The sequence below is a fragment of the Gilvimarinus gilvus genome (assembly GCF_030518155.1).
Lineage (GTDB): Bacteria > Pseudomonadota > Gammaproteobacteria > Pseudomonadales > Cellvibrionaceae > Gilvimarinus > Gilvimarinus gilvus.
Genome location: NZ_JAULRU010000285.1, coordinates 1 through 382, shown reverse-complemented (window position 1 = coordinate 382; position 382 = coordinate 1). Strand labels below are relative to the sequence as shown.

Below are 382 nucleotides of genomic sequence, written 5' to 3'. Positions count from 1 at the left end.
CAGCTGGCTCCCGCCGCCCGCGGGGTGCTGGAGCTGCTGCCGCCGTTCGACCAGGGTGAGGCAGTCGAAGGCCTGGAGCAGGTCAGCCATGTCTGGCTGCTGTTCCTGTTCCACCAGGCGCTGGAAGACAAGCCACGCCTGAAGGTGCGGCCACCGCGCCTGGGTGGCAACAAGAGCATGGGCGTGTTCGCGACCCGCGCCACCCATCGGCCCAATGGCATCGGCCAGTCGGTGGTGCGCCTGGAGGGGGTTGAACCGGGGCGGCTGCTGCTGTCCGGGATCGACCTGTTGGACGGCACGCCGGTGCTGGACATCAAGCCCTACGTGCCTTACGCCGACAGCATTGCATGCGCCAGCAACCAGATGGCCAGCGCTGCGCCTG

The 382-nt window shown here is 68.6% G+C and carries 1 protein-coding gene; it reads left to right on the top strand.

What is annotated here, in order from left to right:
- The coding region (tsaA, locus tag QWI17_RS04830; RefSeq protein WP_302721383.1) for a tRNA (N6-threonylcarbamoyladenosine(37)-N6)-methyltransferase TrmO at nt 1-382 on the top strand (382 nt) is incomplete at both ends.